This window comes from Chelatococcus asaccharovorans, from assembly GCF_003201475.1.
Classification (GTDB): domain Bacteria; phylum Pseudomonadota; class Alphaproteobacteria; order Rhizobiales; family Beijerinckiaceae; genus Chelatococcus; species Chelatococcus asaccharovorans.
Window position 1 is genome coordinate 387,795 of sequence record NZ_QJJK01000002.1, and the last position, 22,856, is coordinate 410,650.

At 64.1% G+C, this 22,856-nt stretch carries 17 protein-coding genes; 11 read left to right on the forward strand and 6 right to left on the reverse strand.

What is annotated here, in order from left to right:
* The first annotated feature begins 157 nt into the window (after positions 1 to 157).
* Genes C7450_RS06395 through C7450_RS06405 form a run of 3 tightly spaced genes read left to right on the forward strand, consistent with a single transcriptional unit; the run spans position 158 to position 3,184 of the window.
* The gene (locus C7450_RS06395) at positions 158 to 619 is read left to right on the forward strand and encodes a tripartite tricarboxylate transporter TctB family protein (protein WP_110373570.1); all 462 of its coding nucleotides are present in this window, start codon (positions 158 to 160) and stop codon (positions 617 to 619) included.
* A 4-nt stretch (positions 620 to 623) separates the two neighbouring features.
* Positions 624 to 2,132 (forward strand): tripartite tricarboxylate transporter permease, encoded by a 1,509-nt coding sequence (locus C7450_RS06400; protein ID WP_110373571.1) that lies wholly within the window; start codon positions 624 to 626, stop codon positions 2,130 to 2,132.
* Between the two features lie 35 nt (positions 2,133 to 2,167).
* The gene (locus C7450_RS06405) at positions 2,168 to 3,184 is read left to right on the forward strand and encodes an alpha/beta hydrolase (protein WP_110373572.1); all 1,017 of its coding nucleotides are present in this window, start codon (positions 2,168 to 2,170) and stop codon (positions 3,182 to 3,184) included.
* Between the two features lie 162 nt (positions 3,185 to 3,346).
* On the opposite strand, the gene C7450_RS06410 is transcribed toward C7450_RS06405, so the two are convergent.
* Positions 3,347 to 4,756 (reverse strand): aminotransferase-like domain-containing protein, encoded by a 1,410-nt coding sequence (locus C7450_RS06410; protein ID WP_110373573.1) that lies wholly within the window; start codon positions 4,754 to 4,756, stop codon positions 3,347 to 3,349.
* Between the two features lie 221 nt (positions 4,757 to 4,977).
* Here C7450_RS06410 and C7450_RS06415 point away from each other — a divergent pair, with 221 nt between their 5' ends.
* The 8 genes from C7450_RS06415 to C7450_RS06450 all read left to right on the forward strand — a co-directional run bounded on the left by C7450_RS06415 (position 4,978) and on the right by C7450_RS06450 (position 12,652).
* Positions 4,978 to 5,391 (forward strand): Rieske (2Fe-2S) protein, encoded by a 414-nt coding sequence (locus C7450_RS06415; protein WP_110373574.1) that lies wholly within the window; start codon positions 4,978 to 4,980, stop codon positions 5,389 to 5,391.
* 2 nt (positions 5,392 to 5,393) lie between these two features.
* Positions 5,394 to 6,353: a carbohydrate ABC transporter permease gene (locus C7450_RS06420; protein WP_110373575.1), complete on the forward strand. Its 960-nt coding sequence runs from the start codon at positions 5,394 to 5,396 to the stop codon at positions 6,351 to 6,353.
* Positions 6,353 to 7,216: a carbohydrate ABC transporter permease gene (locus C7450_RS06425; RefSeq protein ID WP_170147098.1), complete on the forward strand. Its 864-nt coding sequence runs from the start codon at positions 6,353 to 6,355 to the stop codon at positions 7,214 to 7,216. The genes C7450_RS06420 and C7450_RS06425 overlap by 1 nt, the downstream gene beginning before the upstream one ends.
* A 15-nt stretch (positions 7,217 to 7,231) precedes the next feature.
* A complete protein-coding gene (locus C7450_RS06430) occupies positions 7,232 to 8,575 on the forward strand; it encodes an ABC transporter substrate-binding protein (protein ID WP_110373778.1) in 1,344 nt (447 codons plus the stop codon).
* Positions 8,576 to 8,590: 15 nt separating this feature from the next.
* Positions 8,591 to 9,670, forward strand: coding sequence for an amidohydrolase family protein (locus C7450_RS06435; RefSeq protein WP_110373779.1), 1,080 nt, complete (start codon positions 8,591 to 8,593; stop codon positions 9,668 to 9,670).
* Positions 9,667 to 10,767 (forward strand): amidohydrolase family protein, encoded by a 1,101-nt coding sequence (locus tag C7450_RS06440; RefSeq protein ID WP_110373577.1) that lies wholly within the window; start codon positions 9,667 to 9,669, stop codon positions 10,765 to 10,767. The genes C7450_RS06435 and C7450_RS06440 overlap by 4 nt, the downstream gene beginning before the upstream one ends.
* A gap of 320 nt (positions 10,768 to 11,087) precedes the next feature.
* Positions 11,088 to 11,402: a non-heme iron oxygenase ferredoxin subunit gene (locus tag C7450_RS06445; RefSeq protein ID WP_110373578.1), complete on the forward strand. Its 315-nt coding sequence runs from the start codon at positions 11,088 to 11,090 to the stop codon at positions 11,400 to 11,402.
* Positions 11,403 to 11,419: 17 nt separating this feature from the next.
* A complete protein-coding gene (locus tag C7450_RS06450) occupies positions 11,420 to 12,652 on the forward strand; it encodes an NAD(P)/FAD-dependent oxidoreductase (RefSeq protein ID WP_170147099.1) in 1,233 nt (410 codons plus the stop codon).
* Between the two features lie 17 nt (positions 12,653 to 12,669).
* Here the strand turns inward: C7450_RS06450 and bktB are convergent, their stop codons facing one another.
* The 5 genes from bktB to glgX form a co-directional block, all read right to left on the reverse strand.
* Positions 12,670 to 13,851 carry a beta-ketothiolase BktB gene (gene bktB / locus C7450_RS06455; RefSeq protein ID WP_110373580.1) on the reverse strand — a complete coding sequence of 394 codons (1,182 nt, stop codon included), beginning with the start codon at positions 13,849 to 13,851 and terminating at the stop codon, positions 12,670 to 12,672.
* Between the two features lie 403 nt (positions 13,852 to 14,254).
* Complete coding sequence (treY, locus tag C7450_RS06465; protein ID WP_110373582.1) at positions 14,255 to 16,855, reverse strand: malto-oligosyltrehalose synthase; 2,601 nt, start codon at positions 16,853 to 16,855, stop codon at positions 14,255 to 14,257.
* Entirely contained in the window at positions 16,852 to 18,960 is a 2,109-nt protein-coding gene (gene malQ, locus C7450_RS06470) for a 4-alpha-glucanotransferase (RefSeq protein ID WP_110373583.1), read from the reverse strand. The genes treY and malQ overlap by 4 nt, the downstream gene beginning before the upstream one ends.
* Positions 18,957 to 20,738 carry a malto-oligosyltrehalose trehalohydrolase gene (treZ, locus tag C7450_RS06475; protein WP_110373584.1) on the reverse strand — a complete coding sequence of 594 codons (1,782 nt, stop codon included), beginning with the start codon at positions 20,736 to 20,738 and terminating at the stop codon, positions 18,957 to 18,959. The genes malQ and treZ overlap by 4 nt, the downstream gene beginning before the upstream one ends.
* The gene (glgX, locus tag C7450_RS06480) at positions 20,735 to 22,852 is read right to left on the reverse strand and encodes a glycogen debranching protein GlgX (RefSeq protein WP_110373585.1); all 2,118 of its coding nucleotides are present in this window, start codon (positions 22,850 to 22,852) and stop codon (positions 20,735 to 20,737) included. The genes treZ and glgX overlap by 4 nt, the downstream gene beginning before the upstream one ends.
* Positions 22,853 to 22,856 lie beyond the last annotated feature (4 nt).

A 22,856-nucleotide genomic window follows, 5' to 3' on the forward strand; every position in this document is an offset into this window, starting at 1 on the left:
CGTATCAGGCGGATGCAAATGTCGACGACGAACCACTAGGATATTTTCGCGAGACGTGGACGCCGGTCCACGTGGAGCCACTGCGTGGAAACCGCGATTCCGCTTCTTTCAGGACAGCGGCGGAAGCAATCGACCTGCATAGGGTTTGGTGGGCTGAATGATCGTCAATCAAAAAGACCTTGGCGCCGGCTTGAGTTTTCTCGGCATGGCCATCGTCTATGGACGGGTTGCCTTGCGCGAATTGCCTTTCGGCAGCGCGCTCGCCATGGGACCGGGCTACTTCCCCATCGTCCTCTGCATGCTCCTTGGCGTCATCGGGTCTTTTCTGACAATTCGCGCGCTTTGCGCAGCGCAACGCATCAGCCTTTCCAGCCGCTTTTCCTGGCGCCCTGTCACCGCCATCTGCCTCGCCGTCATCATTTTCGGAACCTTCATCCGGGAGCTCGGTCTTTTCTTGAGTGTCTTCGGCACCGCCTTCATCTGCTCGCTCGCGAGCCGACAATTTGCCTGGAAAAGCGGTGTTTATCTCGCCGTTGTACTCGCGATCCTGTGTACCGGCATTTTCGCCTACGGCGTTCGCCTCCCGCTACCGGTTATCGGAACATGGTTCACGGGGTAGCGACATGGAACTTCTCGGCAATCTTGAACTCGGCTTTTCCGTCGCCCTGCTGCCGTTGAATATCGCGTTCTGCCTGCTGGGCGCCCTCTTGGGCACGATGATCGGCGTGCTGCCCGGCATCGGGCCGCTCGCGACGATCTCCATGCTTCTGCCCCTGACCTTCGGTTTGCCGCCCGTCACGGCGTTGATCATGCTGTCGGGCATCTATTATGGCGCGCAATATGGCGGCTCGACCACCGCGATCCTCGTCAACCTGCCTGGCGAGGCCTCTTCGACCGTCACCATGATCGACGGATACCAGATGGCGCTGCGCGGGAGAGCGGGGCCGGCGCTCGCCGCGGCGGCGATCGGATCTTTCGTTGCCGGGACGGTCGCAACGCTCTGTGTCGCCGTGGTGGCCACACCCTTCACGGCCCTCACGCTGAGTTTCGGCGCAACCGAATACTGCGCGCTCATGATCATCGGGCTCGTCTCATCCATCGCGCTTGCATCCGGATCGATCATCAAGGCCATCGGCATGATCTGCGCCGGGCTGCTCCTTGGCCTGACGGGGACGGATATCTATACCAACCAGCCGCGCTTCACTTTCGGCGTCGTCGATCTGCTTGATGGCATCGATTTCGTGGCACTCGCGGTCGGCGTCTTCGGTATCGGGGAGATTCTCCGCAATCTGGAAAGCGGGGAAACGCGCCGCGCCATCGTCGGCAAGGTCGCCAATCTGTGGCCGAGCCGCAGCGATCTCAAGCGCATGACGGGGCCAATCCTGCGCGGAACCGCGATGGGTTCCCTGCTGGGCGTGCTGCCTGGCGGAGGAGCCCTGCTCTCCTCCTTTGTCAGCTACAATCTGGAAAAGAAGATCTCACCCAATCGCGCGGAATTCGGACATGGGGCGATCGAGGGCGTCACCGCGCCCGAGGCGGCCAACAATGCAGCCGCGCAGACATCGTTCATTCCGATGCTGTCACTCGGCCTCCCCGCGACACCCGTCATGGCGCTCATGATCGGCGCCATGACCATCCAGGGCATTACGCCGGGTCCGAATGTGATCAGCGATAAGCCCGACCTGTTCTGGGGGTTGATTGCATCGATGTGGATCGGCAATGCAATGCTGATCGTGCTCAACCTGCCGTTGATCGGCATATGGGTCAGCCTTCTGCGCGTACCATACAACTGGCTGTTCCCGGCCATCGTCACGTTCTGCTGCATCGGCGTCTACAGCGTCTCCAGTTCAGCTTTCAGCGTCTACCTGATCGTCCTCGCAGGGCTTGTCGGATACGGCCTGCAGAAATTCGACTGCGAGTGGGCGCCGTTCTTTCTCGGCTTCGTCATCGGACCCATGTTCGAGCACCAGTTGCGGCGCGCGATGCTGATTTCGGGCGGTGATCCGCTGGTCTTCCTGACGCGTCCGATCAGCGCGACGCTCCTCGCGATCGCCGTTGTCGTTCTTATCATCATCGCGATGCCGGCCATCGCGCAGACACGAAAGCAGGTTTTCGTCGACGACGAAGCTTGAATGACAATCCCGAACCTCCAGGGAAACCGAGACCAATGGCATGTGTCCGTAGAGATTTCACCGTCAAGACCGTCGACGGCGTCCAGATCGGGATCCGCAGTGTTCAACTGAAGAGCCCGCCGGACGAGCCGGCAGTTCCGATGATACTGATGCATGGGACACGCATTCCCGGTATCAGCGAATTCGACCTGCCGGTTGCCGGGGGCTCGCTGGCTGAGGATCTCGCGCGGGCCGGTCACGTCTGCTACATCCCGGATGCTCGCGGCTTCGGCGCTTCAGCCCGTCCGGACGCGATGAACGAGCCCCCCCGCCCGACGAAACCGATCGTGCGGTCTCTGGAGATCACGCGCGACGTCGATGCCGCGGTGAACGCCTTGCGCGCCGAGACCGGCGCAGACCGCGTCGGCCTGTTCGGTTGGGGCACGGGCGGGACGGTGGTGTTGATCTACGCGGCGCTGTGGCCCGAGAACGTGAGCCACATCATCCTGTACAATCCGCTCTATGGTGGCGCTCCCGATCATCCTGAGATCGGCCGCGGATCCCGCTGGGAGGACCCGGAGAGACCGGCGCGATTCAACCAGAAAAAATACGGCAATTACTACTTCAATCAGGTCGATATGCTGCGCAAGGGCTGGGATAACCAGATTCCGATCGAGGACAAGGACGCGTGGCGTGATCCGGCAGTGCTTGCCGCCTTCGAGCAGGCGCTCCTCAATGGCGATCCGACAAGCCTCGATCGCGACCCTCCGACCTATCGCAGCCCGAACGGCATGTTGGAAGACAGTTTCTACATGGGCCTCGGGCATAAGCTGGTCCACGCCAACCAGGTGTATTGCCGTGTCATGGTGATCAGTCCGCAATACGACACCTGGACGAGACGCGAAGATCTCGCGGCTCTGAAGGACGATCTTATTCACGCGGAAGAGGTTCGCATCTGGGAGCCGGCGAATACCACGCATTATATTCTGCTCGATCGCCCAGAACGTGGCCGAGACGAAGCCTTGAGACGCATGGAAGATTTCCTGTCCCAAGGCAAATCCGGGTTGGATTAGATCAACCGATGCTGCCCAAGTCTTTGACTTGGCCCGTTATTGTGGAGGGGAGCAAACCCGCAAAAGACGGACTTGCTCCCGCAGGCTGATCTTAAGCAGAGCCGTTGCGCCATTCCGGAGCGGGCCAGGAGGCCCGAACCCGGATTGACGGCGAAGCGCGTTTCAAGACAATCGCGCAAGCATCCGGCCGATGTCCATCAGATCGTCTTCGCGCTGCGGCGTCCAGGCGCTAGAGAGATTGAGCGCAAGGAAATTGCCGAAGGCGCGGGTTACCGAATACATCGGCCCGGGAATGAAGGTGGGCCTGTCGCGCCGTCGCGACGACGTCGACAGGGCGCTGAAATTCTTGGGACCCCGGACCCAGCACATATACCCCCCCGAGGGCCGCGATACCGTGCAGGTATCCGGAAAGCGCTGGGATATCAGCGACATACCCTTGCGCACGCGCGCCGCGAGCGTCTGCTTCAACACATGCAGATGCCGGTCGTAGGAGCGTTTGCCGACAAAATCCGCAATCGCCCTCTGATGGGCCCATTGGCCCGCGGCGCCATGGCGTGGCCAGGCCGGCACGCTCGGATTCAAGCGATATTTCCCCGGCAAGGCGACCCAGCCGACACCGAAGCGCGGCCCGAGTGTTCCCGCGAATCCGCCGATCTGAAAGACCAGATTGCGGGAATCGAACGCTGTCAGATCAAAGACGGGAGCATCGTCGTTGTAGAGAAGCGCCTGCGCCGCAAGATTTTCGATGATGGGAACGCTCCTGCGGCCCGTAATGTCCACCAGTCGTTGCGCGACATCCAGCGAATAGGAAACACCCGTTGGGACATGGTTGATCGGTGACAGAATACAGACCGCGATATCCTGCGTGTCGAGGAGATATTCAAGCTGATCGGGATCAAGCCCGAAGCGCGGATGAGAATAGATCTCGACGATGCCGAGGCCCCGCCCGAGCAGCGCCGTGACCGTGGCGGGATCGGTGGGGGTTTCGACAAGAACCTTCTCCCCGGGTTTGGCGAGCAGATTCAAGCACAGGTCAAGCGCCGCGGCGACGTCCGGGGTGACCGTGATGTCGCGCATGCGGCGGGATGGCGCCCAGGCTCCCAGCCGCCGCGCGATAACTTCCCGCAGCGCGTCCAGGCCTTGCCAGGGCACCTCTTCGTGGCGGGCGACCTCGCGCCGCAAGGCGGACGACATCAGCCGATACAATTCCACGGCCGGCGTCAGATCGCTGCTGATGGCTGTCCCCGCGAGGCCCTCCCGTGGCAGGTCGTCAAAGTCCGACAGGAGCGCGTCGACCGCCTCCGGCTCGGTGTCCTCCGGGCTGAAATCAGCGGGCTCGGACGCAAACTCCGGCAGCTGCCGCGCACTGTCGGAGATGAAGAAGCCCGACCGCGGCCGCACCTCTAGGAGCCCCTCGATCTGGAGCACCCCATAGGCTTGATGCACGGTGACTGTACTGTAGCCAAGCTTCACGGCCATGTCGCGGACAGAGAGCAGGCGGTCGCCCGGCTTCAACGTCCCGGTCGCGATCCACTCCCTCACCTGCCCTGCGACGCTCTCGTAGCGGTACATTCTGTATTGGATCTGCCAAGATTCGTGAATTCTTATGATACACAGCCGGGCCGTCTGATGTCAGTTGAAACACGAGGCGAGCGTTTGACGATGCCTTCTCACACCAACACAGACGATAGATCTGTATTAGAAAAAAATTTTGATCCTGTCTATATTAATACAGACCCAATGCGGCTAGCCTGTCCCCCATAAGAACAATTGCCCCGGAGGAGACGCGGAGCATGACGAAGCACGTGGTCGGACGTGCCGCCGATATAGCGCCGGGTGAGCGCATGGTGGTGACGCTCAAGGGGCGCCCCATCGTGATTTTCAATCTATCGGGCGAATACTTTGGCCTGCTGAATCGCTGCCCCCATCAAAGCGCGGACCTGTCGCGCGGAATAGCGACGGGCATTGCGGATTCTGACGAGCCGGGCGACGCGGTGTGCACACGGTCGGGCGAATTCATCCGCTGTCCCTGGCACGGGTGGGAATTCGACATCCGCACCGGCCAGTCCTGGTGCGACCCGTCCAGGATCAAGGTGCGCCCCTTCACAGTGCGCGTTGAAGCGGGGCGCGCGCTCGTTGAGGGCCCCTACAAGGCGGAGGCCATCCCGGTGAGTGTCGACGGTGACTATCTGATCGTGGATGCCTGACCATGAGCGAAACCGCGCTGCAGATGACCTCCGATGCCGCCCGCTCACCCCATATCGATGTGACGACACAACGAACGAGCTCCCGCCGCTCACGCCTGGCAGATGTGCTCGATCGATATTTTCATATAACGGCCGTCGCTCCTACCGTGATCATCATGTTGCTGGTTTTCGGGGCTCCTTTACTGTTTTCATTCTATCTCAGCTTCCGCGGGTGGACCGCCACACGCAGCCTGTATGGCGGCGGCCTTGTTGGAATCGAGAACTACCGGCTGCTTCTGACCGAGCCGGCCTTCGTCGCAAGCCTTGTCCTGACGGTCATCTACACGATCGCGGTGGTGGCATCGGAGATGCTGCTCGGCCTCGCGGTCGCCACCTTGCTCATGAAGGACGTGCCGCTCATGCGGCTGGCGCGATCTCTGTTGATCATGCCGATGATGATGACACCCATCGTCGCGGCGCTGTGCTGGAAGCTGCTGCTCGACCCCGAATACGGCTTCGTCAACTTCCTGATCGGCAGCAAGATCGTCTGGCTGGGGAATACCACCCTGGCGCCCTTCTCGGTCGCGCTGGTCAATGTCTGGCAGAACACGCCCTATGTCGCTATCCTCCTGCTCGCGGCCCTGCGCTCCTTGCCGACAGAGCCCCGCGAGGCGGCGCAGATCGACGGCGCCAGCCGTTGGCAGGTGTTCCGCCACGTGACTTTGCCTGCGCTGCGGCCGGCCATTCTCGTAGCCTTGCTGCTGCGCACGATCTTCGAGTTTCGCTCCTTCGACAATGTCTATGTCATGACAGGGGGCGGTCCTGCCGGTTCGACGAATCTTCTGTCCATCTACACCTATGCGCTCACGTTCGGGCAGTTCGATTTCACCATGGGCGCAGCGGCGTCCTGGATCATGCTGGTGACCTGCCTCGCATTATGCGCCCTGCCCATTCTCGTCTTCAGGCTGACGGAGCCGCGCTGATGCATGCGACACGGATGTCCCCTGATCTCATTGTCCGCCTGCGGCGAGCCCTCCCCTACATCGGCATATATGCCGGAATTCTGGCTTTGATCGCCATTTTTCTGTTTCCGATCCTGTGGATATTCGGCCTCTCCCTGAAGACGCGCTTGCAGACCTTCGCGTCGCCGCCGCTGTTCTTCTGGCAGCCCACCTGGGAGAACTACGAGGCCGTGCTGGCCACGGCGAGCTTCCTGCCCGCGCTCTGGCATAGCCTGCTGACGGCGGGCGGCGCCGTCCTGCTTTCGCTCGTGGTGGGCACGCCGGCGGCCTATGCCATGGCGCGCGTGTCCTTCCGGGGCAAGGCGACCATCTATTACGCGCTGTTGATGATGCGTATGCTGCCGGCCATCGCGGTCCTCATCCCCATGTTCATGCTGTTCTCAAGCCTCGGCTTGCAGAACACGACGATCAGCCTTGTTCTGGCCTATACCACCTTCGGCTTGCCGCTGGTCGTCTGGGTAATGCGCAGCTTCTTCGAGGAGATCCCGCATGAGATCGAGGAAAGCGCCACGATCGACGGCGCCAGCCGCTGGGCAATATTTCTCTATATCGTTCTGCCGCTCTCGCGGCCCGGCATGATGGCGATCGGCATTCTGTGTCTGCTTCTGGCCTGGAACGATTTTCTATTCGCCGCCGTGCTCACCAACAACGCCACCCAGACCTTGCCTGTGCTTCTGGCGAGCTATTCCACCGCCGACAGCGGGGTCGACTGGGGGCAGCTTTCCGCGGCCGGGATGCTGGTGGTGGCGCCGGTTCTGATCATCGCCGTCATGGCGCAAAGGCACCTGCTGGCCGGCCTGTCGGCCGGCGCGGTCAAAGGATAATCGGGAGGGAAAACAATGACATCATGCGATCAAAGGGGGCGGGGCATATCACTGTCACGCCGGCATTTTCTGCAAGGGACGGCGGCGCTCGGCGCCGGCGCCTCGGCGACCCCCCTCATCGGCGCGCCGGCGCTGGCTGCGGCCAAGCCCGACAAGATTGTCGTCACGGGCTTGAAGATCAACTGGAACCGCACGTTCGAGCAGGAAATCGCGCCGCTGTTCGAGAACAAGACGGGCATCAAGGTGCAGTTCGAGTGGCTGCCCATCGATGCTCTGGCGGCCCGCCTGAAGACCCAGCTCAGCGCAAGCGACGGCGGCATCGATGTCGCCTGGTTCAACACCGGCAACGTCAATGCCATGGCCAGCGGCCTCGCCGATCACACTGCTCTTTTCAAGGAGTTCGGCGCGCCCGATGGCTATGATTTCGAGGATATCTTCTTGTCCTCGCGGCTCGGTTACACTGTCGGCGGCCGGCTTGTCGGCGTTCCGTTCCGCTATACCACCTATATCCAGCACTATCAGCCTGATATTCTCGAGAAGGCCGGGATCAGTAAAGCCCCGTCCACCTTCGCGGACTATCGCCAGGCCGGTCTCGCCGTGACCGAGAAGTTCGGTCCCGAACGCTTCGGCATCGGCATGTACGGCCGTGAATCCGAGGCCATGGTGCGGGGGTGGCATCCGTTTCTGTTATCGAGCGGGGGGCGTTACTACGATCCCAAGACTTGGGACATTCTGATCAACAAGCCGGAAGCGGTATCTTCGTTGCAGTTCTACGGGGGGCTCGCCAAGGACAAGGTCGTGCCACCCGAATATTCGACCTGGGAATGGGATGGTTTGACGGCCGGTGCCCAGGCGGATCGCTATGCCATGACAGTCACGATCGGCCCCTACGCTACCCTGATGGGCGACCCGGCGAAGTCCAAGACCGCGGGGAAATGGGCCTGGGCGAAAGTGCCGGGCGCGACCGATCCGTCACAGGCCACGGCGTCCGCCGGCGGCTGGGCCATGGGCGTGTCTGAGAATTCCAAGAACAAGCGCTGGGCCTTCGAATTCCTGAAGATGGCGACCAGCAAGGCGGCCATGAAGAGCACGACCAGGGATGGCAACGCGCCGCCGCGCAATTCGGTGCTCAACGACCCGGATGTCGTCAAGGCCCTCGGCTGGGCGCCAGCCTTTTCCGAGATGGCGAAGGTGTCCATCGCATTCCCGACGGCGGACGACCCGGTGTTCACGGTCTGCGACCAGCAGATCCGCCCCCATATATCGCGGGTTCTCCTCGGCCAGGCCACTGCGCAGGAGGCCATGGACGCGGCCGCGGCGGAGTGGAAGCGCACGCTGCGGCGGGCCGGTCTGATCTGAACAGAGGCGATGATCATGGTGAACACCGGCAGCGACAGCATGAAGATCGATTGCGATATCCATCCCGGCGTTCCCGGGGTGGAGGCACTGTTGCCCTACATGTCGGATTTCTGGCGCGAGCAATTCGTCAACCGCGAGATCGACGGCATGGAGTTGGCGAGCTACCCGCCGACCGCGCCGATCAGCTGCCGCCCGGACTGGCGGGAGAAGGGGCGGCCCCCCGGCTCAAGCCTGGAAACCGTGCGCAGACAGGCGCTGGACGGGCTGGGATTGAGCCTGGCGATCTGCAACCCGCTCTACGGCGGCCAGGTCGCCATGAGCGAGCACATGGGCACGGCGGTCTCAGCCGCCGTGAACGACTGGATCCGCCATGAGTGGCTGGACCGCGAGCCGCGCCTGCGCGCCTCCATCGTCGTGGCGGCGCAGGATCCGATCGCAGCCGCCGCCGAGATCGACCGCTGTGCGAGCAGCGATCGCCGGTTTGTCCAGGTGCTGATGCTCGTCGCCAACGAGCTGACCCTGGGGCGGCGCTACTACTGGCCGATCTTTGAGGCTGCGCAACGGCACGGACTGCCCATCGGCATCCATGCCGGTAGCATGCAGCGCTACCCCGCCACGCCGACGGGGTCGCCGACGCATCTTCTGCAGGACTACGCGAGCGCGCCGCAGATGTTCTGCGCTCAGGTGCAAAGCCTTCTGTGCGAAGGCGTCTTCAGCAAGTTCCCGGATCTCACCTTCGTGCTGATCGAGAGCGGCGTGGGCTGGGTGGTGCCCTTCATGTGGCGCTCGACGAAGACCTGGCGCGGCGTGCGCGGCGAAGTGCCGTGGATGAAGCGCCCAGCGATCGACGAGGTGCGGGATCGGATCCGCATGACCATTCAGCCGTTTGACGGCCCGGATGCCGGGCCTGACCTCGAACGGTTCATCGAGCAGTTGGGCTCGGACGATATCCTCTTGTTCTCATCGGATTATCCGCACTGGCATTTTGAGGGCTCCGACGCGATGCCACCCGGCCTCTCCTCGGAGCTCGCCCGCAAGATCGCCTGGCAGAACCCGCTGAATACCTATCCACGCTTGAGGGAGAGCCTGTCATGAGCACGGCCGTTTTGGACAGACCGGTTGCGGCGGACAAGGTCGGCGCCGGCATCATCGACTCGGACATTCATCCGGCCCCCGCACAGGGAGGCGAGACGCTCAAACCCTATATGGCGCGGCGCTGGCAGGACCATCTCGACCTATACGGCCAGCAGACCAACGGCCCCTATGCGAGCGTCTATGGCTATCCCCGCTACATGCCGGGAACGGCGCGGCGTGATGCCTGGCCTGAAAACGGCGGCCTGCCCGGATCCGATCTGTCCTTGATGCGCGCACAGCATCTGGACCGAAACGACGTGGCTCTCGGCATCATGGAGCCGCTCGGCTTCGGGCAATCCGCGCATAACGTGGAATTTGGCGCGGCGTTGGTATCGGCTGTCAATGACTGGCAGGTCGATGCTTTCGTGGATCAGGAACCGCGGCTGCGCGCGTCCCTGGTCATCGCCCATGAAGACGCCCGCGCCGCCGTTGCGGAGATCCGGCGTCGCGCACCGGACCGGCGCTATGCGCAGATCCAGCTTGTGTCGCTTGCGGCGGAGCCCTTGGGACGTCGACGCTATTGGCCGATCTACGAAGAGGCCGCGGCATACGGCCTGCCCATCGGCATCCACGTCGGTGGGCCGGCGGGCGCGCGCACGGCGAGCGGCTGGCCCGCCTACTATAACGAGGAGCATCTGTCGCTCGTCGCCACCATGCAGACCCACATGATGAGCCTGATCTTCGAAGGCGTCTGCGAATATTTCCCCCAGTTGAAATTCGTCCTTATCGAAGGCGGCGTGGCCTGGTCGATTCCGCTCAGGAAACGTATCGACAGGCTGTGGCGCAGCATGGGTTCCGAGGTGCCGCATGTGAAGCGTCCACCGTCGGACTATGTCGCCGAGAATTTCTACTTCTCGACGCAGCCGATTGAAGAGCCGGAGGCGCCGGAAGATCTGGTGCACATCTTCGAGCAGGTCGGGTGGGACAGGCTCCTCTATGCCAGCGACTATCCCCATTGGGACTATGATGATCCCAAATATGCATTCAAGACGGAGATGCCGGAGGACAAGATGAACAAGGTCATGCGCAGCAATGCACTTGGCCTCTATCGTCTTTAGTCGCGGCGCGTCTTAGGGTCAGGACCCATTAATATGATGGAAATGGCGCCTGAAACGGCAAAGAGATGCCGAAAAGAGATTCCTGGAGAGACGCGAAGGTCGATGGGGTTCCATCGGCCGAGTGGCTCGACGCCGCAGGTCGCAGCCGTTTCGGCGTCCTTCGGATGTGGTCCATTTGGCCGGCAACTGCGTCGCGGAGGGCTCGAAAGCCGAAAGGCTTCCTTCACCTCCGCTTCTTGTATCCGGCCAAATGGCCTCACACCATTTCAACCAGATGAATGGGTCCTGACCCTAATAGGGAGCGTGACTTGAGCAATGTGATGACGTGGGTCAGGGTGGCCACGACCGCTGCGGTACCGCTCGGCGAGATGCTGGGCGTGAGTGTCAATGGGTTCAAGCTGGCGATCTATCATCTGGACGACGACAGCTTCCGCGCCACCCAGAATGTCTGCACGCATGAATTCGCGTTGCTGAGTGACGGCTGGCTGGAAGGCTCGGAAGTGGAATGTCCGCTCCACGCCGGACGCTTCGACGTGCGCACCGGGCGGGCTCTGTGCGAGCCGCTGAAGCGCGACATCGCGGTCTTTGCCGTGGAGGTCCGCGACGGCGAGATCTTCGTGGCCCTCCCCCAATGACAGCGGGTCAACAAGCGATGCGAACGCACGTCGTCGTTGGCGCCGGCCAGGCCGGCGCGCATGCTGCCGTGGCGATGCGGCGGGCAGGCTTTGGCGGGCGCATCGTTCTCATTGGTGAGGAGGCCAGCCTTCCCTATGATCGGCCGCCGCTGTCGAAGAGCTTCCTTCTTGCCGAGGATGAGCCCAGGCTGACGCATTTTTTCGAGCCGGCGGTTTTCAGCAGTCTGCGCATCGAGGCCATGGTCGGGGTCAAGGTCGAGGCCATTGATCTCGCCGCCCGGCGGATTGCTCTGACCTACGGCGGTGGCCTTGATTTCGACGCGTTGCTCCTCGCCACCGGAAGCCGCCCCCGTTGCCTCAACGTACCCGGCGGCGAGCGTGGCCTGGCGATCCGAACTTTCGATGACGCCAGCCAGCTGCGCCAGCGGCTGATCGCGGGACAATCCGTGGTCTGTATCGGTGCCGGCGTCATCGGGCTCGAGGTGGCTGCGGCAGCGCAGGCCCGCGGCTGTTCAGTGTCCGTGCTGGATGTGGAACGCACGGTGATGTCGCGCTCCCTGGCGCCCGAGCTGGGGGTGCTGGTCCAGCAATTGCATGAGCACCATGGCGTCACTTTTGAGGGTGCCGTGGCGGTCGCGGCGATCGAGGGGGACAGCGTGGTGCTCGGCGACGGGCGCCGTCTGCCTGCGGATACGGTGGTCTGCGGCATCGGCGTTGTCCGCAATATCGACCTCGCCCGCGCCGCCGGCATCGCGACACGGGCGGGCATCCTCGTCGATCCCTACGGGCGCACCAGCGCGGACGGGATCTATGCCGCCGGCGAGGTCGCCGAATTCCCGCTCGCCGGTGGTCATGGGGTATGGGAAAGCTGGAAGCACGCGCAGGACCATGGCGCCCTGGTCGGGCGCGTCATGGCGGGCGCGGCCCAGCCGTACAACGAAGTGCCGTGGTTCTGGAGCGACCAGTACGGCGTCAATATCCAGGTTGTCGGTGATGCCACCGGAGCGGCGGCCGCACAGGTTGTCGACAGGGGCAAGCGGGACGGCCCCTCGTTCTGCGCCTTCTTTCTCGACGCGCAATCGCATGTGATCGGTGCCTTCGGCTGGAACGCACCCAAAGAGGTCGCGGCCGCGACGCGGATGATCCGCCGCGCCATGGCCATAACGCCTGATCGTCTTGCCGACCCGTCCGTCTCGCTTCAGACCGTTCTCGCGACGTCCTCCTCGCCAGCCGTCGCTCAGCTCGTTTAGGCCAAGTCCGCCCGGTGTCAGGTGCGTTCGACCACGACGGCGATGCCCTGGCCGCCGCCGATGCACATGGTGGCCATTCCGAAGCGACCGCCGATCCGCTGCAGTTCGTAGCAGAGCTTCACCAGAAGAATGGCCCCCGAGGCGCCAATCGGATGGCCCAGCGCCACCGCACCCCCATTCGGATTGACCTTTGCCGGATCCAGCCCGAGTTCCTGGGAGACCGCGCAGGCTTGGGCGGCGAAGGCCTCGTTCGACTCGATCACGTCGAGGTCGGAAACCGAGAGCCCGGCGCGCGTCAACGCCTGCCGCACGGCGGGTATGGGGCCGAGCCCCATCACGTCCGGTGCGACCCCGCCGAGGCCCGAAGAGACGATCCGCGCCAGCGGCTGCACGGCATGCCGGGCGGCGGCCTCCCCCGACATCAGCACGAGCGCGGCCGCGCCGTCGTTGATGCCGCTCGCATTGCCGGCCGTCACGGTGCCATCCTTTTGGAAAGCCGGACGCAGCCGCGTCAGATCCTCGAGCGACAGCTCGCTGCGAACATGCTCGTCGGTGTCGAACAGGGCCTCTTCTCGTCCCTTCCTGACAGCGACGGGAATGATCTGCTCGACGAACCGCCCTTCCGCGATGGCGCGGGACGCGCGGCGATGCGATTCCAGGGCAAAGGTATCCTGCACCGTCCGGTCTATCCCTCTCCGCGCGGCGATGTTCTCGGCCGTGATGCCCATGTGGCCAGAGCCGAAAGGATCCGTCAGCGCGCCGATCATCATGTCGGTGGCCGCCATGTCGCCCATTTTCTGCCCGCTGCGGCTTTGCGTCAGCAAATGCCCCGCGCGGCTCATGTTCTCGGTGCCGCCTGCGAGCACGATCTCGGCATGACCGAGGAGTATCTGCTCCGAGGCCGTCACCACGGCCTGCATTCCCGATCCGCAGAGACGGTTCAAGGTCAGCGCGGGCGCCGTCTCGGGCACGCCGGCCCGCATCGCCACCACGCGCGACACATACATGTCCTCAGGCGCCGTATGGATCACATTGCCGAAGACCGTCTGGCCGATGTCCGACCCGGCGATGCCTGCCCGCGCGATGGCCTCCCGCGCCACGATCGCGCCGAGTTCGCAAGGCGAAATCCCGGCGAGCGCACCGCCGAAATCACCGATGGCAGTGCGAACACCCGAGGCGATGACAACCGTTCTGCTCATCCCGACGTCCCTTCATCGACAGCGATCCGGAGCCTGAGCTCTCGCCGTTGCACTTGGAACAGATCGCTTCACCCCGGACAACAGGAATTTCCCAAACTGCACACAAGCCCCGGCCGAGCCGAGCGGCGGCATGGTGACGGCTTCATGACGTGCCGGCTTTCGGGAGTGGCGGAGCCCCCAGGCGCGCGCCAGAGCATTTTCGCGTTTCTCCGAATCGCGAAAATGCTCCATGTCTTTGTTTTAGCGCATTTTCTTCACGCGAACCGGTGTCCACTTCGCTCGAAAATGCGCTAGTGGCGTTTCTGAGGTCGATGCCGGCCAGCCGTTGCTTCCCACGCCTGACCCGGCAGGAGCACGCGGATGTTTGATCGTCACGCATCATCCACGCCGCCCAGAGCAAAGCTCACCGCCGTGGCGGTTCTTTCATGATGAGGGCGACCGGCAAATCGACAAGAACGTCGGCGAGATTGAGATGGGTTGTGATTGTCACGGTCTGGCCGGACAGCACATCACGATATTCACCCCTCAATTGCGGTGGAATAGAGACATGCGTGCCCGCCAGCGCCGCGCTGGGGATCTGCGGCGTGCTGTCGAGCAGCCGAAAGGCCGTCCTTGTCGCGATGCTAATGGCGGCGCGACGTCCGACCTGACGCGCGAAGGCGACAATTGTCGCGGCTCGCGGCCCAGTCACGGTGAGCGGCTCCAGCGCGCCTTCTATGAAGAGCTCCGGATCGAGCTTCCGGGCGCGCAGCGCGAGCGCCACGACAGCCTGTTTGACGCGGCCGTCCTGCCAATGGGCGGCGCGCTCGGCGGCCGTGGAGAGGGTCGCGAGCGCTGCCTGGCGCGCGGCAAAATCGACCGGACGGCGATTGTCCGGATCGACGAGGCTGAAATCCCAGAACTCCGTTCCCTGGTAGGTATCCGGCACCCCGGGCAGGGTCAGGCGCAGCAGGGTCTGGGCGAGGCTGTTGGCCGCGCCGGCAGGTGCGATGCGCCGGACGAAGAGTTCCGCTTCCCCGCTGAAAGCACAGCGCGCGGGATCGAGCAACGCGGCCAGGAATTGCCGCTGAGCCCCTTCATAGGCCACGTCGGGCGATGTCCAGCTGGTGCGCAGTTTGGCCTCCCGCAGCGCCTTTTCCTGCCATCCCGCCAAGCGCTCGACAAACAGCGCGAGGCCATCATGATCATCAGCGCGCAGGGCATAGGGCCACGCGCCGATGATCATCTGATAGAGCATCAGGTGTTCGCCGGCCTCACCCGTCGCGCCGACCTGCATACGCAACGCGCGATGGTCGTTCCGCCATGCCTCGACCTGCTCCGCCCATTCCCCGGCGCATTCGGAGAGAACGGCGAGCCGCGCCCGCAGATCCTCGCCGCGCTTGTGGTCATGGGTCGCCGTCGCCAGCATGGCGCCGGGAAATTCCCGCCCGCGACGGCGGGACCTTGTGAGGAAGGCCTCCGCATCGCGAGCGAAAAGCCCGGCGTTCGATCCCACCTCGTTGCGCGAGAGGAGCCTGCCATGGCGGTAGAACGCCGTGTCCTCCACGGACTTGGCGGCCAATGGCGCCGTCAGCTGCTGGAACCGCCTGATAGCCGTGACCCGCTTGGCGCGTTCCTCGTCGGAGCCGACCGCATCCGGAGCCTCGCCGCCGAGCCAGGCGTCGATCGCCCCGAGAGCAGCCGCGGCGTCCTCGGAACAGGCGGCCTGCACCGCAGACAGCGCTTTCTCCACGGCCCAGGCGTCCTGCGCCGGCCGGCCGGCCGCCCCGGCATAGGTGCGATAGACGGGAAAATGGACGACGAGCGCGCGCAGGGCTGCCGCGATCGCGTCCGCTTCGATCCCCGCCTGGCGCGCCTGCGCGACCGCGGCGAGGGCGGCAACGGCGCGTTCGAATTCCGGCCGCAGACTGCCGTCCAGAAGTTCGTCCCGCGCCTTCCTTTCCTCGGCATGGAAGTCGAGCGTGCGGCCGCTGGCCTCCTGCCAGAGGCGTGTGAGCGGCAGTTCCCCATCCGGATGGTGCAGGAACGACCCGACCTCGTCCATGAAGTCATAGCCGGTCGAGCCGTCGATGCCCCATTCGTGGGGGAGCTCTTCATGGTCAGCAAGGATCTTCTCGACGATGACGTAGCTGCCGCGCGGTGCGCCCGGCGGACGCCGCCCCTCCAGGGCCGTCAGCCGCTGGCGCAGGGCACGGCAATACCCGCTGGGATCGGTCAGGCCATCGATATGGTCGATGCGAAGTCCGTCGATCTCCCCCTCGGCATAGAGCCTGAACAAGGTCGCATGGGTGGCTTCGAAAACGACGGGATCCTCAACCCGCACCGCCACCAGTTCGTTGATGTCGAAGAACCGCCGCCAGTTCAGCCGCGTAGCCGCCTCGCGCCAGAAGACCAGTTCATAATGCTGCCGGGCGAGAAGGGCGCGCAGGTCGGTCGGCTGGTACAGGTCGGTCGACGCGTGCGCGTCGAGCGCGCTGTCGGGAGACAACGGCAGCCGGTGCTCACCGTAGGCGAGCGCGAGGGCATCGCTATCTGCGTCAAGTACAAGCGTGATCTCGCCCCGGTCGATACAGGTGTCGAGCGTATCTCCGAGGATTGGCAGGACGACGCGGGGATTGGCATCCCAGTCGATGTCGAAGAAACGCGCGTATTCGCTTGCGCGCCCTAAGGTCAGGACGTCCATCCACCACGCGTTATCGCGCCCGACACCCATATGGTTGGGCACGCTGTCGACGATGAGGCCCATATCGTGGCCGCGAAGCGTCTCAGCCAGCCTGAGGAGCCCGGGCTCTCCGCCGAGCTCCGAGTTGACCGTCGTCGGATCGACCACGTCATAACCGTGCATGGAGCCCGGACGCGCGGTCAGTATCGGCGATGTATAGAGGTGGCTGATGCCGAGCTCGGCCATGTAAGGCACGATCGCGGCCGCATCGTCGAAGGTGAAGCCGCCATGGAGTTGCAGACGCATCGTGGCGCGAGGATAAGTCCTGCCGCTCCCGTTCATGGCTTTCCTCTTCGTCTGGACAGGCTGCGCAGGCGGCGTGCCGCTGCCGGCGGTTCCGCTAGTCCTTGCGTTGCAATCGGCAGGCGTCGGCACCAGTTGGGATGTTCGGCCACGGTGCCGGGCAGGTTCGGCTGCTCGGTTTCGCCGAGGATGTCCTCGAGCGGGATGAGAACCAGATCCGCCGGCGTATCCGCGACGAAGGCGATAGCGGCGTCGACCACGGGCTCGGCTTGTGCGCCGGGCTGGGGCTCTCTATCCGTGACGAGCCCCTCCGTCGTGAACGCCGACCATAGGGCGGCGCGGTCCTCGTCCCGTGCCGCCCGCTCCGTGGCGGCGGACCCGCCGTGGCCAAACAGCGCGAGCTTCTCGCGCCAATCGATGTCACGCCCTGTCCACCAGCCCGCGACGGTCGGAAGATCATGGGTCGTCGTCATCGCTGTGGCTGTTCTCGGCCAGGAAGAGGCAGATTTGTAGGCGTTCTCGTCCCGCTCGAACCAGAGCACGCGCATGCCGATAACGCCAATGTCCTCCAGGGCCTCGCGCAGGCCGGGAGGGACGGTGCCAAGATCCTCGCCGATGACGATCGCCTGATGCCGCCAGGATTCGAGCGCGACGAGCCGCAGCATCGTGGCGAGCGGATAGGCAAGATAGGCCCCCTCATCCGGCGTCGCGCCGTCAGGAACGAGCCACAGTCGCGCGAAACCCAGAATATGGTCGATACGCAGGCCACCGGCATGACGCATGCCGGCGCGCAGCGTGTCCAGGAAGGGTGCGAAATCGCGGGCCACCAAGGTTCGCGGCGAAAGGGCCGTCAGCCCCCAGTCCTGTCCCAGCTGGTTGAAGAGATCAGGCGGCGCGCCAATGCTGACCCCCGCCATGACCTCATCGCGGTGGGCCCAGGCATAGCTGCCCCCGCCGTCGGTGCCGATGGCGAGATCACAGAGAATGCCGATGCCGAGCCCTGCATCCCGGGCCGCGGCCTGGGCGCGCGCGAGGCTCTTGTCCGCGAGCCACTGCAGGAAGAGATGGAAGGAAACCTCCTCGGCCTGCGCCGCGGCGAAAGCGGCCACCGCCTCGCTTCCGGACTCATGAAATTCGGCCGGCCATTGGCGCCAGTGATGGGCGCCGGGGTCGTTCTTCAGACAGGCGGCGTGCAAGGCTTCGAACACGGCATGATCGCGCAGCGCTCGCCCGCCGCGCGCGACGAAGTCCGCGAAATCTCCGCCGTAGGAGCCGCCGGGAGCGAGATCCGCCGCCATGATCGATTTGAGCGCGCGCAGGAATGCCAGCTTGGCCTTGGCCGCCGCCGGCCAGTCGATCAGGCGGCTTTCGTTATGGCGCACCATGGCCATCCGCATATCGGCCTGATCGAGCGCCTTCTCGATCTGCGACAGATCCGCGATCGCCGTGGGGTCCGCATGGAGAGGATTGAGGAACAACCGGCTTGAAGGTGCATAGGGGCTGGCGCGGCCGGGATCGGCGCTGAAGAGCGCATGCACCGGCCCGATCGAGACCGCTTCGCCGCGCGCATCGGCCACGACGCCCGCGAGATCCGCCAGGTCGCGGAAATCGCCGATGCCGCCATTGCCGACGGGCGTCTTCGCATCGATCTCACGCCGCAGGCCATAGAGCTGCGCCGCGACCCCCCAGCGACGTCCGGCGCCCGTGAGTTCCTCCACCGAGACGCATCGTGACGGTGCAATGGCGAGGGTCACCTCGCGGTCGCCATACCGGAGCCTATGGTACCCCGGCACGCCGATCGCAGGAATGGCGGATCCTCGCCCCTCTATAACCTCGCCGTTCTCGAGGCGGATTTCGAACGGCCGTGTTTGCGCGCCGGGGGACCTTAAGCCGGCCGGCATGGGAAACGGTTTGCCGACCTCGCCCGTGACGAGGGTCGGCGCTGCGTGCGAAGCCTGGCGCAGACGGTTGTGGCTGGCGGCGATGTCTGACGGCGTGTGCGCGGCGAGGCCGAGCGCCCCCAAGAGATGGCGCAGCGTGACGGACTTCACGGTCCGGCGCTTGCCGAACGCATCGGTCCAATCGACCGCTATGCCGGCGGCCGTCGCCAGCGAACGGAGATCGGGAGACGCCCCGCCGCTCATGGCTCCGTGCCTTCCGCCGGGCCGCAAGTGGCGATCGTCGCCCGCGGGGGAAGACGTCCGGCAGCGACCTCGGCCTTCACGTCCGGATCGCTCGCAAAGATGACATCCCCCGCCACCGGCGCGACGGACACAGCATCGGCACCGAGATTACAGGCGATCGTCAAGCGCCGGCCATTGCCGAGGCGCCAGGAGGCCATCACGGCTGCATCCCCAAGCGCTTGCGCGCCCATGGACTGCGCAGCGCGAATTCCGGGAACGATGTGCTGCCGCCTCAGATCGAGCAAATTCCTGTAATAAGCGAACATCGCCTCACCGTGCGCCGCGTCCGGCGCCACGGGGCGCGATCGCTCGAATGTGTCGACGGCGTTGGGATCCGGCAGGGCCTCCACGCCGACGTCGTTGAAGGCGGCAAAGGCCGCGAATTCGCGGCGACGGCCCTCCCGAACGGCCTTTGCCAGTTCAGGATTGTGATCCGTGAAGAAGAAGAACGGTGTTTCGCTGCCGTATTCCTCCCCCATGAAGATCAGCGGGATCTGCGGGGTCAGAAGCTGGAGCGCGACCGCCGCCTTGAGAGCGCCGGGATCAGCCAGCGTCGTCAAGCGCTCCCCGAAGGCGCGGTTGCCGATCTGGTCGTGATTCTGCAGGAAGAACACGAAGGCCGAAGGCGGCAGCATACCGCTTGGCGTGCCGCGCTTCTCGCCGGCGCGATGCGGCGATGGCTCGCCCTGGTAGATAAAGCCCTCCGACAAGGCCCGTGCCAGCTTGGAGGCAGGCGCGTCGGCGTAATCGGCGTAATAGCCGCCCGTCTCGCCCGTCAATAGAACATGCATGACGTGATGGGCGTCGTCGTTCCACTGGGCATCGAAGTCCCCGGCAAGATGCGAGGCAATATTGCCGTCGTGTTCGAGAACGAGATGCACATGGCGGCCAGGCTCGACGGTTCGCCTGACGGTTGCGGCCATCTCATCCAGCCAGTCGGGCTCGGTGATGGCATGCGCGGCATCGAAGCGCAGGCCGTCGAAGCGATATTCCATCAGCCAGTAAAGCACATTCTCTGTGAAATACCGCCTCACTTCGGGCCGACGAAAGTCAATGGCCGCGCCCCAGGGGGTCGCTATATCTTCGCGGAAGAATTGCGGCGCGTAAGAGGCAAGGTAATTTCCGTCCGGCCCGAAATGATTGTAGACGACGTCGAGGAATACCATCATCTCAAGCGCATGGGCGCGATCAATAAGCCGTTTGAGATCATCAGGCGTGCCGTAGGCTAAATTCGGCGCGAAGGGCAAGACGCCATCGTAACCCCAGTTGCGCCGCCCCGGACAATCGGCGATCGGCATCAGCTCGACCGCCGTTATGCCGAGCGCCTTGAGTTTCGGCAGCTGGGCCGCCACGCCGGCGTAGCCGCCCAGGAGGCCGGGGTGAAGCTCATAGAGCACCACCTCCTCCCATGGGCGTCCCAGCCAGTCAGCCTGCTGCCAGCGGTAATCCCGCGGATCGATGACCACGCTTGGACCGTGGACATCGTCGCGCTGGGCCCGCGACGCCGGGTCCGGCACGGATGTGCCATCGGGCAGGCGAAAGCGATAGGCGGTGTCCGCTCCCACCGCCGCCTCGCACGACCACCAGCCCTCCGCCGGGGCCATGGGGATGGGCGGCATTCCATCGATGACCAGGTCCACGGCGTCGGCACCGGGAGCCCAGAGCGCGAACCGGGTCCTGCTGCCCTCACTCGTCGCACCAAAGCTCAACGGATACGCGAAGCTTTGACCCGTGCTCATCCGCCTTCTCCGATATATCCCGCGAGAACAACTGCGCTATGGCCGGCAACCATGAAGCCCTCGCCGTCCAGGGTTTCCCACGCGCGCCAGGGATCGGCACTGTCGATCACGCGGCGCCACGCCAAGACGGGCGGCGGCAGGGTGAAGAGGGCATCCTCGGCGGAGCCATTGATCAGCAGGGACACGACCTCGACCGCGCCGTTTGCATCCCGACCGGCTCTGCGCAGATTAAGCCGCCGGCCCTCCGGATCGTTCCAGGCTTCCGGCGTCATTCCCTCGCCGCGTTCGTCGTACCAGGCGATATCCATGACGCCGGGCGCGGGTTCGGATCGGCCGTGCATGAAGGACTTGCAGCGGATCACCGGATAATCACGCCGCACGGCGATCAGCCTCGCGACAAAGGCTTGAAGGCTCTGGCCCTCAGGTGTCGCTGCCAGCGACCAGTCGAACCAGGATATCGCGTTGTCCTGACAATAGGCGTTGTTATTGCCGCCCTGGGTACGTCCGCATTCATCACCGCCCAACAGCATCGGCGTGCCGTGGGAAGCAAAAAGGGTGGTGAGCATCGCGCGCTTGATCTTCTGACGAACCGCGAGGATGTCTTCATTATCGGTCTCGCCCTCAGCGCCCCAATTGTTGCTGAAGTTCTCGGAGTGGCCGTCGTTGTTGTCCTCCCCATTGGCCTCGTTGTGGCGTTCGTTGAAGCTCACGGTATCTTCAAGCGTGAAGCCATCGTGGGCTGTCAGGAAGTTGACCGAGGCCCAGGGCGACCGGCCGTTGCGGTCGAAGATCTCGCCGGACCCGGAAAGACGCGCGGCCAGATCGCCGCGCACGCCGGGATCGCCGCGCCAGAAGCGGCGCACGCCGTCGCGGTAGCGGTCATTCCATTCGGCAAAGCCCGGCGGATGGTTTCCGAGTTGATAGCCGCCCGGCCCGATGTCCCAGGGTTCCGAGATGAGCTTTTTGGTCGAGAGGATCGGATCTTGCCGGAGCGCGTCGAAGAACCCCGATCCGGGATCAAAGCCGGAGGGCTCACGTCCGAGCGTGGTGCCGAGATCGAAGCGAAAACCGTCGATGCCGTAGAAGGTGACCCAGTAGCGCAGCGAATCCATCACCATCTGCAGCACGCGCGGATGGGAGAGATTCACCGTATTGCCGGTTCCGGTATCGTTGATGCAATGGCGTTCATTCCCGTCGACGAGCCGGTAGTAGCTTGCGTTGTCGAGGCCCCTGAACGACAATGTTGGGCCAAGTTCACTCCCCTCGCAGGTGTGGTTGTAAACGACGTCCAGTATGACTTCGATACCCGCGGCATGCAGGCGATTGACCGCCATACGCAATTCGTCGCGCGACCCGTCCGAGAGATAGCGGGGCTCCGGAGCGAAGAACGACAGGGTGTTGTAGCCCCAGTAATTCCTCAGGCCCTTTTCGAGAAGGTGCCGATCCTGCAGATAAGCATGGACGGGCAGCAGCTCGATACTTGTTATGCCAAGTTTGGCGAGGTGCTCGATAATGGCCGGTTCCGAGAGCGCCGCGAATGTACCCCGCTCATGCGGACGAATATCGTCACGATGCATGGTGAGACCGCGCACATGCGCTTCGTAGATCACGGTTTCGGACCACGGGACCCGGGGCAATGTGCGCCCATCCCGTGACGGCGGCTGAATTGGACTATCATCGGTGACGACGGCCTTCGGCATGGCGGCCGCGCTGTCGCGGCGATCGAAGGACATGTCCGCCCGGTTCGAATTCAGCCGGTACCCGAACAGGGCATCCGACCAGCGCACCTGGCCGTGGATGGCGCGCGCATAGGGATCCAGCAGGAGCTTATGATGATTGAAGCGATGTCCGCGACGCGGCTCATACGGTCCATAGGCTCTGTAGCCATAGAGCAAGCCCGCGCGCGCCAGGGGCAGATGGCCGTGAAAGACCTGATCGGTGCATTCGGGCAGCGTCAATCGCGCAATCTCGCGCCGGCCGGAGGGGTCGAACAAGCACAGGTCGATGCGCTCGGCATGGGCGGAGAAGATCGCGAAATTCACGCCGAGTTCGTCGCAGGTGGCTCCCAGCGGATAAGGTGATCCGGGCTCTAGGCGATCGGGCGTTGTCGGCATGGGG

What these genes read in the sequence shown, in the direction of transcription:
- C7450_RS06435 (WP_110373779.1), top strand. Translation starts at nt 8,591, where the DNA reads ATGGTGAACACCGGCAGCGACAGCATGAAGATCGATTGCGATATCCAT.
- C7450_RS06440 (WP_110373577.1), top strand. Translation starts at nt 9,667, where the DNA reads ATGAGCACGGCCGTTTTGGACAGACCGGTTGCGGCGGACAAGGTCGGC.
- C7450_RS06410 (WP_110373573.1), bottom strand. Translation starts at nt 4,756, where the DNA reads ATGTACCGCTACGAGAGCGTCGCAGGGCAGGTGAGGGAGTGGATCGCG.
- treZ (WP_110373584.1), bottom strand. Translation starts at nt 20,738, where the DNA reads ATGAGCACGGGTCAAAGCTTCGCGTATCCGTTGAGCTTTGGTGCGACG.
- C7450_RS06445 (WP_110373578.1), top strand. Translation starts at nt 11,088, where the DNA reads ATGACGTGGGTCAGGGTGGCCACGACCGCTGCGGTACCGCTCGGCGAG.
- C7450_RS06405 (WP_110373572.1), top strand. Translation starts at nt 2,168, where the DNA reads ATGGCATGTGTCCGTAGAGATTTCACCGTCAAGACCGTCGACGGCGTC.
- C7450_RS06400 (WP_110373571.1), top strand. Translation starts at nt 624, where the DNA reads ATGGAACTTCTCGGCAATCTTGAACTCGGCTTTTCCGTCGCCCTGCTG.
- C7450_RS06395 (WP_110373570.1), top strand. Translation starts at nt 158, where the DNA reads ATGATCGTCAATCAAAAAGACCTTGGCGCCGGCTTGAGTTTTCTCGGC.
- C7450_RS06415 (WP_110373574.1), top strand. Translation starts at nt 4,978, where the DNA reads ATGACGAAGCACGTGGTCGGACGTGCCGCCGATATAGCGCCGGGTGAG.
- bktB (WP_110373580.1), bottom strand. Translation starts at nt 13,851, where the DNA reads ATGAGCAGAACGGTTGTCATCGCCTCGGGTGTTCGCACTGCCATCGGT.
- C7450_RS06430 (WP_110373778.1), top strand. Translation starts at nt 7,232, where the DNA reads ATGACATCATGCGATCAAAGGGGGCGGGGCATATCACTGTCACGCCGG.
- C7450_RS06420 (WP_110373575.1), top strand. Translation starts at nt 5,394, where the DNA reads ATGAGCGAAACCGCGCTGCAGATGACCTCCGATGCCGCCCGCTCACCC.
- C7450_RS06425 (WP_170147098.1), top strand. Translation starts at nt 6,353, where the DNA reads ATGCATGCGACACGGATGTCCCCTGATCTCATTGTCCGCCTGCGGCGA.
- treY (WP_110373582.1), bottom strand. Translation starts at nt 16,855, where the DNA reads ATGAACGGGAGCGGCAGGACTTATCCTCGCGCCACGATGCGTCTGCAA.
- C7450_RS06450 (WP_170147099.1), top strand. Translation starts at nt 11,420, where the DNA reads ATGCGAACGCACGTCGTCGTTGGCGCCGGCCAGGCCGGCGCGCATGCT.
- glgX (WP_110373585.1), bottom strand. Translation starts at nt 22,852, where the DNA reads ATGCCGACAACGCCCGATCGCCTAGAGCCCGGATCACCTTATCCGCTG.
- malQ (WP_110373583.1), bottom strand. Translation starts at nt 18,960, where the DNA reads ATGAGCGGCGGGGCGTCTCCCGATCTCCGTTCGCTGGCGACGGCCGCC.